Source organism: Streptomyces sp. MBT65 (assembly GCF_016612545.1).
Taxonomy (GTDB): domain Bacteria; phylum Actinomycetota; class Actinomycetes; order Streptomycetales; family Streptomycetaceae; genus Streptomyces.
Window position 1 is genome coordinate 1 of the sequence record NZ_JAENRY010000432.1, and the last position, 9,397, is coordinate 9,397.

The window sequence follows — 9,397 nt, forward strand, 5'->3', positions numbered from 1 at the left end:
GGGCGCGAGGGCAGGGCGGGGTCCGCCGAGCTGTCGCTGCCGCCCTCAACGCTCCCGCTCCTCTTCAAGTCGCCTCCCCCGACCGGTACTTGGCGGGCCGTCGGGTGCAGCTGGGTCAGTAGTTCGCGGTCCTCGTCGTCGGCCTCGTCCGAATCGAGGATGGCCAGGACGGGGGCGTACTCCAGTTGGCGGGCGAAGGTGTCCGCGACGGTTCGCTGGTCGGTGGCCGCCGCGGCGAGGCCTGCTTCGGCGAGGTCGTCGCCGTTGGCGAGGTACGGGAGGAGCAGGGCCGGGTCGACGGCGGTGATGACGCCGGTGACGGTGAGGCCGCCGGAGGTGATCACCTCCGCCATCGCCTTGGGCTCGACGGAGTCCCACAACTCGACGATCGCGAGCCGGACTTGACCGGCTCCGGCCAGTCGGCGCAGCTCCGGGACCAGGTCCTCGCGCAGCGCGCAGCACGCGCAGTCGTTGACGAGGGGGGTCTCACCGGCGGAGACGATGCCCGTGGCGTCCCTGATCGTGCGGACGACGGTGCCCGCCGCCGCCGTAGCGAGGTCGTGGTGGAGTACGACGCTGTCGGGGACGTCGTGGAGGAGTCGGGCGACGGTCGCTCTGCGGGCGTCCGCGTGCAGGCCGGCGACGATCGCGACGGAGAGGTCGGGCACGGTCAGTCCTGCTTCCCGTACCGGCGCTCGAAGCGCTCCACGCGGCCGGCCGTGTCCAGGACGCGGGCGGTGCCGGTGTAGAAGGGGTGGCTGACGTTCGAGATCTCGACGTCGACGACGGGGTACGTGTGGCCGTCCTCCCACTCGATCGTCTTCGCGCTCGTCATCGTCGAGCGGGTGAGGAAGGCGTGGTGCGCGGCGCGGTCCCGGAAGACGACCGGGCCGTAGGGCGGGTGGATGTTCTCGCGCATCTCGGTCAGCGCTCCTCTCGGAAGTCGACGTGGCGGCCGGCCGCCGGGTCGTACTTGCGCAGGGTCAGTCGGTCGGGGTCGTTGCGGCGGTTCTTGCGGGTCACGTAGGTGTAGCCGGTGCCGGCGGTGGACCGGAGCTTGATGACCGGGCGGAGTTCGTTGCGAGCCATGCCTGGTACCTTAACGAAAATGAATTCCATTAGCATCATCGGCTACGGCCCCGATCGAGGAGAGGTACGTCACTCATGTCCGCCCACTGCATGCTGACCGGCGCGAGGCCCGGTTTCGGCAACCGCATCTCCCATTCCCACCGGCGTACGTCGCGCCGTTTCGACCCGAACATCCAGTCCAAGCGGTACTGGTTGCCCGGAGAAGGCCGTTACGTACGGCTGCGGTTGAGCACCAAGGGGATCAAGACCGTGGACGCGATCGGCGTCGAGGCGGCCGTGGCCCGGATCCGTGAGCGCGGGGTGCGGATCTGATGGCGAAGAAGAGCAAGATCGCGAAGAACGAACGGCGGCGGGAGATCGTCGCGCGGTACGCGGTACGGCGGGCCGAGTTGAAGGAGATCGTCCGGCGGCCCGGCTCCACCGAGGCCGAACGGGCCGCCGCGCAGCGGGAGTTGCGCAGCCAGCCGCGGGACGCCAGCGCCACCCGGGTTCGCAACCGCGATCAGGTCGACGGGCGGCCCCGGGGTTACTTCCGTGCCTTCGGGCTGTCCCGGGTGAACCTGCGCGGGCAGGCTCACAGCGGATACCTACCCGGCGTCCGCAAATCCTCCTGGTAACCCCTGGTAGCTTGCTGCGGTCGTTCCGGCCAAGGCCGACCGGGCGGCCGTCCGGCTACAGCTTGGGAGCTACCTGTGACTACGGCGCATTCGACGGTGACGGCGGTAACGGCGGTTTCGGCGAAGTCGGCTGCGACGAGCGGGTCGAGGGTACGGATCGGGGCTGCTGCCGCCGGGCTGGTGGGCGCGCTTGTGCTGACCGGGTGCAGCGGTGGGGGCTCCAAGGACGACTCCTCGTCGTCGACGCCGAACGCGTCCGCTACGACGACGTCGACCGCGACGGCCGACTCCGGCGGGTCCGACAGCAGCCCCTCGGCCGCGTCCGACGGGTTGCAGGGCAGTTGGCTCGCCACGACGGACGGCAAGGCCGTGGCCCTGGTCGTCACCGGTAAGCAGGCCGGGCTCTTCACCACCGGCGGGACCGTGTGCAGCGGGACCGCCGGTGAGGAGGCGGGCATGCAGATGATCCACCTCAAGTGCACGGACGGCACCAAGACCCGGGCGACCGGAATGGTCAACACCGTCAGCAAGTCGGGCCTCTCGATCACCTGGTCGGGAAGCCTCGGCAAGGAGACGTACACGCGCTCGGAGGGCGGGAAACTGCCGTCGGGGCTGCCTACGGCGAGTCTGGGGTCGTAGGGCGGCCGGGGTGGCTCCGGAGGTGTCGACCAGGTTCAGCCCGCGAGTCGTCAACCTCGGGGCGGGGGCCGGCCTGGCTCCGAGGTCGTGGGCCCCGGGGCGGGAGCCCGGCGCAGCTCCGGGGTGTGGACCGGGGCCGGCCATGGAGTCGTGGGGCCGGGCCCGGAGGGCGGTGTGGCTCCGGCGTCGTAGGGCGGTCAGTGGTGTGGGGTTTCGTGCGGGATGATCGGCTCATGCGCACCATTCCCCTCGCCGTTGCCGCACTCGCCTCGGCTCTGCTTCTGACCGCCTGCGACAGTGGGAGCGGCGGTGGTTCCTCCGACGGCAAGAACGGGTCGGCCTGTTCGTTCGACGGGGTCGCCGTTCAGGTCGGGCCCGCCAGTACCGCTCCGGCCGCCGGTGACACGGGTGAGGTTCCGGTCTCGCTCACCAACCAGAGCAAGCCGTGCGACCTGGACGGCTTCGCCGGGGCCTCCTTGGAGGCCGGCGGTACCAAGGTCGCCCTCACCACGCAGAAGGGCGCCAAGGCGCAGAAGCTGAAGCTCGCCAAGGGCGACGCCGCGTCCTTCACCATCACCTACGTCCGCGGCAAGGCGGGCGACAAGCTCAGCCTGGCCGCGACGAAGCTGGTCATCACCCTGCCCGGCAGCGACGACAGCGCGAGTTACAAGTGGTCGTACGGTCCCGTCCAGGGCAAGACCTCCGTGAGCGACTCGGACGCCTCGGTCAGTGCCTTCACCCAGGCCGGGGACTGAACCACAGGAAGAAGACGTAACGGCTCTCGTCAGTCGAGCGGGGGCCGGGCCCTCACCTGTGCCCGGTCCGCCGCCTCCGCGCCCTCCGTCCAGCCCGCCTCGTCGGTGATCCCGCGCAGGCGGGTCGTGGTCGTCTCCGGGAACATCGTGTCGACGCGGTCGGTGACGGCGACCTCGCGGGTGGCGAGGACCGGGAGCAGGTCGTCGGTCAGCTGGGTCTCGGCGGCCTGAGCCAGCCGGGAGCCGATGCGGTGGGCGTAGGCCGCGAGGAAGGACTGCCGGAAGGTCTTGGTCCGCCGACGGCCGCCCGCGCGCTGGGCCGCCTCCGCCTTCGTCATCGCGGTCGTGGCCTGTACGAGGAGTGAGGTGTAGAGCAGTTCGACCACCTCCAGGTCGCCCTCGAAGCCGACGACGGTCGAGAAACCGAAGGCCTCGTTCCACACGGCCCGGCAGTGGTTCGCGGTGGCGACCGCGTCCAGCAGCACCGCCTTCGCCTGCTCGTACGGCGCCTCGACCCCGATCCGGCACGCGCCGGGCGCGTCCTTCGCCGGCGCCTGGGCATCGAGCAGCGCCTCGTCGATACTGTGCCGCGCCATCAGCTCCTGCGCCTTGGCGCTCAGCGCCTCCGCCTCCTCCGGGAACCCGGTCGCCTCCGCCTTCGCGAGCAGCGCGCGGATACGGGTGAGCATGCGGGAGGCGGGCCGGCGGTGCTCGTGCCGTTTCGGCTCGTGTCCGTCGTCCAGGGGTTCCAGGCTCGGGAGCCGCAGCAGCAGGCGGTACAGCTCCAGGACGGTGCTGGCGTGCGTGAAACGGTCGGTGCGGGGCGGGGGCGCGTCGGCGGCCAGTTCGTCGAGCTGGGCCGTCCAACGGGGGCCGCGCGCACGGTCGTCCGGTGCCTGCGCCCGGATCAACTCGGACACGAGCCGTACGTGCGTGTCGTCCAGCTCCCGCCGAACCAGCCGTACGACATCTGCGGGCTGCCACCCGCGCCGCCAGGCCGCCGCGACGAACTCCCTTCCCCGGCGGGCGAGTTCGGGGTCCGCGTCGGGGTCGGCGGCGAGGATCGAGGCGCCTGCGTCGAGGGCGTCGTGGGTGTCGGTGTAGAGGGCGGCCTCGAAGGCGCGCTCCACGGGGGTGGTCGGGCTGCTCACCTGGTGATCGTGTCATGGGGCGGTGGGGGGAGGGGGTGCAGCACAGTGGGGGATCATTGTCGGGGTTCACTCGTCCACACCCTGTGGACAACCAACTCCCGGCGGAAATCGGGGTGTTGACCGGGGTGGCACGCTGGGCCATGTGACGGCCGAGCTGTCGGGCGGGATCCGCCGGCGCACCGGCGAGGCCGTCAGCAGCGCCCGCCGCGAGGCGAGCACGGAGTACGTCCGGACGCAGATCGACGCCGGAGAGCTGCCCCATCCCGCCGACGCCGGGTTCTCCGAGCTGCTCTACGACGACGATCCGGCGGCGAGTTTCGAGCGCGGCCTCGACTGGCTGCCGGCCGGGGCTGCCGCGTCGTTCGAGCGGCGGCCATGGGTGTCAACTCAGGGTTGACAGTCATGGACTGTCAACCTACGGTTGACACATGACGACCAACCCGAACGTCACCTCATCCGTACGTCTCGACGACCTCATCGACGCCATCAAGAAGGTCCACCCCGCACCCCTGGACCAGCTCCAGGACGCGGTGATCGCCGCCGACCACCTGGGCGACGTGGCGGACCACCTGATCGGCCACTTCGTGGACCAGGCCCGGCGCTCCGGTGCCTCCTGGACGGACATCGGCAAGAGCATGGGGGTCACCCGGCAGGCCGCGCAGAAGCGCTTCGTGGCCAAGGAGTCCGCCGACCTCGACCCCAGCCAGGGCTTCAGCCGCTACACCCCGCGTGCCCGCAACGTGGTCATGGCCTCGCACAACGAGGCCGTGGCCGCCCGCAACCCCGAGGGCCGCCCCGAGCACCTGGTCCTCGGTCTGCTGGCCGAGCCGGACGCCCTGGCGGGCAAGGCGATCACCGCGCAGGGCGTCCTCCTGGACGCCGTACGCCAGGCGGCCACCGCGGCGCTCCCGCCGGCCGCCGAGGAGGTCCCGGACCTCGTCCCCTACGGCCCCGACGCCAAGAAGGTCCTGGAACTCACCTTCCGCGAGGCCCTGCGCCTGGGCCACAACTACATCGGCACCGAGCACATCCTGCTCGCCCTCCTGGAGCACGAGAACGGCGAGGGCGTGCTGAACGGCCTCGGCATCGACAAGCCCACGTCGGAGCGGCACATCGCCGAGATGCTGAACCGGCTGACGGGCTGACCGGCTCACGGTCCGAGGGGCTGAGCTCCAGGTCACGGGGATTGTCAGTGCCGCCTGCCACACTCGCGGACATGACCGGCCGCTGGGCGCTCGCACCGGCCGAGGGCGGTGGCGCGGAGGTCGCCGCCCTCGGTCCGGACGGGCTGCCCGTGGGGGCGGTGGAGCGGGAGCCGGATCTCGTCGAGGCGGTGCGCAGCCGTCCCGACGTGGCCCGGTGGGTGTGGCGGTCCACCGCCGAGGTGTATCCGGTGCTGCTCGCCGCGGGGGTGCGGGTGGAGCGGTGCTACGACATCGAGGACGCCGAGACCCTCCTGCTCGGGCACGAGGGGCGGCACGGCGAGCCGCGGTCGGCGGCGGCCGCGCTGGCCCGGTTGCGCGGCGGGGCCGTACCGCCGGATCCGCCGCAGCGGGCCGCCGAACCGGGCGCGCAGTCCTCGCTCTTCGAGCCGCGGAGCGTCCGTCTCCCGCTGGCCGACCTGCTCGCCGTGTACGCCGAGCAGCAGCGGCGGCACGACACCACCACCCACCCCGACCGGATGCGGCTGCTCACCGCGTCGGAGTCGGCGGGGATGCTGGTCGCCAGTGAAATGAACAGGGCGGGGCTGCCGTGGAGCGCCGACGTGCACCGGGAGCTGCTGCACGAGTTGCTGGGCGAGCGGTACGTGGGCGGCGGGGAGCCGCGGCGGCTGGCCGAGTTGGCGGACGAGGTGTCGGCCGCCTTCGGGAGACGGGTGCGGCCCGATCTGCCCGCGGACGTCATCAAGGCCTTCGCGAGCGCCGGGATCAAGGTCAGGTCGACCCGGCGCTGGGAGATCCAGTCCCTCGACCATCCGGCCGTGAAGCCGCTGCTGGAGTACAAGAAGCTGTACCGCATCTGGGTCGCCCACGGGTGGTCCTGGCTCCAGGACTGGGTGCGGGAAGGGCGGTTCCGGCCGGAGTTCCTCGCGGGCGGGACCGTCACCGGGCGCTGGGTCACCAACGGCGGGGGCGGCCTCCAGATTCCCAAGGTGATCCGGCGGGCCGTGGTCGCCGACCCGGGCTGGCGGCTCGTCGTGGCCGACGCCGACCAGATGGAGCCGCGGGTGCTCGCCGCGATCTCCCGCGACCCCGGGCTGATGGAGGTGGCCGGCCGCGCCACCGACCTCTACCAGTCGGTGTCCGACCGCGCCTTCTCCGGCGACCGCGACCAGGCGAAGATCGCCGTGCTCGGCGCGGTCTACGGCCAGACCTCCGGCGACGGCCTCAAGAACCTCGCGGCGCTCAGACGCCGGTTCCCCAAGGCGGTGGCGTACGTCGACGATGCCGCGCGGGCGGGCGAGGAGGGGCGGCTCGTCCGGACCTGGCTGGGGCGGACCTGCCCGCCGGTGGCCGGGGGCGAGGACGCGGCGGAGGAGGCGGGCATCCCCCAGGACGATCCCGTCACGGCCCCCGCCGACCAGGGCTGGGTGCCCGGGTACGCCTCGACCAACTCCCGTGCCCGGGGCCGCTTCGCGCGCAACTTCGTCGTCCAGGGCAGCGCGGCGGACTGGGCGCTGCTGATGCTCGCCGCGCTGCGCCGGTCCTGTGCGGAGCTGTCGGCCGAGCTGGTCTTCTTCCAGCACGACGAGGTGATCGTGCACTGCCCCGAGGAGGAGGCCGGGGCGGTGGCCGCCGCGATACAGGAGGCGGCCGACCTCGCCGGGCGGCTGACGTTCGGGGAGACCCCGGTGCGGTTCCCCTTCACGGTGGCGGTGGTCGAGTGCTACGCCGACGCCAAATAGGCCCTACGACCCCGGTGGTCGACGCGCGTCACACTGCGACAACAGCTCGCCGAGCTCTCTGACGACCGCCTTCTCGTCCGTGCCGTCGAGCGCGTCGAGGGCGGCCCGCCACTGGTCGTACGCCTCGGGTTCGCGGCCCTGTTCCCTTAGCAGCAGGCCGTGTTGGTGCCGGGCGAGGCCGCCCATGTAGCGGTCGGCGCGGGCGTCCGCGCGGCGGAGCAGTTCGGCGCACTCGGTGCCGGCGCGTTCGCTATGGCCGAGGAGCCGGAGGGCGCGCACCAGGCCGAGGCGGGTCTGCGACTCGCCGTGCCAGTCGCCGTGGCCGCCGAGGATCCGCAGGCTCTCCTCGAAGTGCGGTACGGCGGCGGCCGGTTCGCCGAGGGTGAGGTGGGCGTAGCCGATGTTGCAGTGCGCGGAGTGCTGCACGATGACGGCGCCGATCCCGTCGCCGATGGCCAGGGAGCGGCGGTGCTGTTCGATGGCGGCCCGGGGGTCGGTGTGCTCGTACAGGTTGCCGAGGTGGCTGTAGGTCACGGCCTCGCCGTACGGGTCGTTCAACTGCCGTGAGTACGCGAGGCTTTGGCGCAGCGCGACGCCCGACTCGGCGTAGCGGCCCAGGCCTTCGAGGAGCAGGCCGCGGTTGTTGAGGCAGCGGCGGATCCAGGAGACCGCGTCGAGCCGCCACCAGATCGCCAGCGCCTGGTCGTTGAGGACGAGGGCCTCGTTCTGCCGTCCGGTCAGGAAGTGCAGCCCGGCGAGATCCCCCAGCGCGTACGCCTCCGCCGCCGCGTCCCCGAGCCGCCGCGCCGCACCCAGGGCGACCCGGCCGAGCACCTCCGTCTCGGCGGCGCGGCCGCCCCGCAGGACGTACGGGAAGAGCAGCCGGACGAGGGTCGAGATGTGGGCGGTGCGGTGGAGATCGGGGGTGTCGCGGTACCGGGTCACGAGCGTCACCACGTTCTCCAGCTCCAAGTCGCCCCAGGCGAAGGCGTCTTCGGAACGGGGGAAGGGGGTAGTGGCGGCCACTTCCGTGGCGTGGCCGGGGAGTTGGGCCGCTGTGGGGCGGCGGCGGTCGTCCTGGTCGAGGCCCGGTTCGACGATGGCGGTGAGCGTGCGTTCCGCTAGCGCGGCGTACCAGGCGAGGGCGGTGTTGACGGGGTCGTCCTTCCCCTCCGTGTCCCCGCTGCTGTCCCCACTCCTGTCCTCTCCCCCGTCTCCTTCCCTCTCCGCCTCCCTCTCCGCCAGTTCGCGGGCGAAGTCGCGGACCAGGTCGTGGGGGGTGTAGCGGCCGTACGCCGTTTCCTCCAGGAGGGCTACGTCGACCAGTCGGTCGAGGGCGGATGCGGCGCGGTGTTCGTCGGTGGTGGCGAGGCGGGCGAGGAGGGGGGCGCCGTAGGCCGGGAGGTCGAGGGCGCCGATGTGACGGAGGGCGAGGGCCGCGTCGCGGTCGGTCCGGCGGCGCGAGGCGGCGAGCGCGTCGTGGGCCACCGCCAGGGAGCGGCGGACGCTGAGGTCGTCGTACTCCAGGTGGGGCAACCGGCTTTCCGTGGCGGCGAGTTGACCGGCGAGGACGTCCGGGGTGAGGGCCCGGCGGGCGGCCAGTCGGGCGGCGACGACGCGCAGGGCGAGCGGGAGGCGGCCGGTGAGTTCGACGAGCGGGTGGGCCGCGTCGAGGCCCTCGCGGCCGGAGACCGCGCGCAGCAGGGCCGCGCTGTCCTCGCCGGACAGCGGCGCGAGCGGGAAGCGGCGGGCTCCGTCGAGCGCGGTCAGCGGCGAACGGCTGGTGACGATCACCGCGCACCCGGTGCCGGCCGGCAGCAACGGCCGTACCTGAGCGGCGTTCTCCGCGTCGTCCAGCACCAGCAGCGTGCGGGTGGGGGCGAGCAGCGAGCGGAGCAACGCGCTGGCCGCGTCCGGGTGTTCGGGGATGTGCCGGGGTTCGGCGCCGAGGTCGCGGAGCAGGGCGTGGAGCGCCTGGCCGGAGGTGAGAGGGGTCATGCCGGGGGTGGCGCCGTGCAGGTTCACGTACAACTGCCCGTCGGGGAAACGGATGCGCAGTGCGTGCGCCGCGTGCAGTGCGAGCGCGCTCTTTCCGACGCCTGCCGTGCCGCTGATGACGGCGAGGGGGTGGGGGCGGGAGAGGGAGTCCGGCTCCGTGGACGGGTGCGCGAGGGTGTCTCGCAGGGCGTGGAGGGTGTCGGCGCGGCCGGTGAAGTGGGCCGGTGGGGGCGGGAGTTGGGC

12 protein-coding genes are annotated in these 9,397 nt (G+C 72.5%); 7 read left to right on the forward strand and 5 right to left on the reverse strand.

Annotated features, from left to right (window positions below):
- The 3 genes from JHN63_RS47245 to rpmG form a co-directional block, all read right to left on the reverse strand.
- On the reverse strand, positions 1 to 668 hold a 668-nt coding region (locus tag JHN63_RS47245), incomplete at its 3' end, for a GTP-binding protein (protein ID WP_307782155.1).
- A gap of 2 nt (positions 669 to 670) precedes the next feature.
- Positions 671 to 919, reverse strand: a complete 249-nt coding sequence (locus tag JHN63_RS47250) for a type B 50S ribosomal protein L31 (RefSeq protein WP_200691313.1) — start codon at positions 917 to 919, stop codon at positions 671 to 673.
- Between the two features lie 5 nt (positions 920 to 924).
- The gene (rpmG, locus tag JHN63_RS47255) at positions 925 to 1,089 is read right to left on the reverse strand and encodes a 50S ribosomal protein L33 (RefSeq protein ID WP_200691314.1); all 165 of its coding nucleotides are present in this window, start codon (positions 1,087 to 1,089) and stop codon (positions 925 to 927) included.
- Between the two features lie 75 nt (positions 1,090 to 1,164).
- On the opposite strand from rpmG, the gene rpmB reads away from it, so the two are divergent.
- From rpmB to JHN63_RS47275, 4 genes are all read left to right on the forward strand, one after another.
- A complete protein-coding gene (gene rpmB, locus JHN63_RS47260) occupies positions 1,165 to 1,401 on the forward strand; it encodes a 50S ribosomal protein L28 (RefSeq protein WP_200691315.1) in 237 nt (78 codons plus the stop codon).
- Positions 1,401 to 1,706 (forward strand): 30S ribosomal protein S14, encoded by a 306-nt coding sequence (gene rpsN, locus JHN63_RS47265; protein ID WP_200691316.1) that lies wholly within the window; start codon positions 1,401 to 1,403, stop codon positions 1,704 to 1,706. The genes rpmB and rpsN overlap by 1 nt, the downstream gene beginning before the upstream one ends.
- Positions 1,707 to 1,886: 180 nt before the next feature.
- On the forward strand, positions 1,887 to 2,345 hold the full coding sequence (locus JHN63_RS47270; protein WP_307782156.1) for a hypothetical protein: 459 nt from the start codon (positions 1,887 to 1,889) through the stop codon (positions 2,343 to 2,345).
- Positions 2,346 to 2,578: 233 nt separating this feature from the next.
- Positions 2,579 to 3,100 carry a DUF4232 domain-containing protein gene (locus JHN63_RS47275; protein WP_200691317.1) on the forward strand — a complete coding sequence of 174 codons (522 nt, stop codon included), beginning with the start codon at positions 2,579 to 2,581 and terminating at the stop codon, positions 3,098 to 3,100.
- 29 nt (positions 3,101 to 3,129) lie between these two features.
- Here JHN63_RS47275 and JHN63_RS47280 read toward each other — a convergent pair whose 3' ends face one another.
- Positions 3,130 to 4,251 carry a DUF2786 domain-containing protein gene (locus JHN63_RS47280; RefSeq protein ID WP_200691318.1) on the reverse strand — a complete coding sequence of 374 codons (1,122 nt, stop codon included), beginning with the start codon at positions 4,249 to 4,251 and terminating at the stop codon, positions 3,130 to 3,132.
- A gap of 142 nt (positions 4,252 to 4,393) precedes the next feature.
- Here JHN63_RS47280 and JHN63_RS47285 point away from each other — a divergent pair, with 142 nt between their 5' ends.
- The 3 genes from JHN63_RS47285 (at position 4,394) to JHN63_RS47295 (ending at position 7,156) form a co-directional block, all read left to right on the forward strand.
- Positions 4,394 to 4,648, forward strand: a complete 255-nt coding sequence (locus JHN63_RS47285) for a hypothetical protein (RefSeq protein WP_200691319.1) — start codon at positions 4,394 to 4,396, stop codon at positions 4,646 to 4,648.
- Between the two features lie 31 nt (positions 4,649 to 4,679).
- Entirely contained in the window at positions 4,680 to 5,396 is a 717-nt protein-coding gene (locus JHN63_RS47290; protein ID WP_200691320.1) for a Clp protease N-terminal domain-containing protein, read from the forward strand.
- A 71-nt stretch (positions 5,397 to 5,467) separates the two neighbouring features.
- The gene (locus JHN63_RS47295; RefSeq protein WP_200691321.1) at positions 5,468 to 7,156 is read left to right on the forward strand and encodes a bifunctional 3'-5' exonuclease/DNA polymerase; all 1,689 of its coding nucleotides are present in this window, start codon (positions 5,468 to 5,470) and stop codon (positions 7,154 to 7,156) included.
- Between the two features lie 3 nt (positions 7,157 to 7,159).
- Here the strand turns inward: JHN63_RS47295 and JHN63_RS47300 are convergent.
- On the reverse strand, positions 7,160 to 9,397 hold a 2,238-nt coding region (locus JHN63_RS47300), incomplete at its 5' end, for a tetratricopeptide repeat protein (protein ID WP_200691322.1).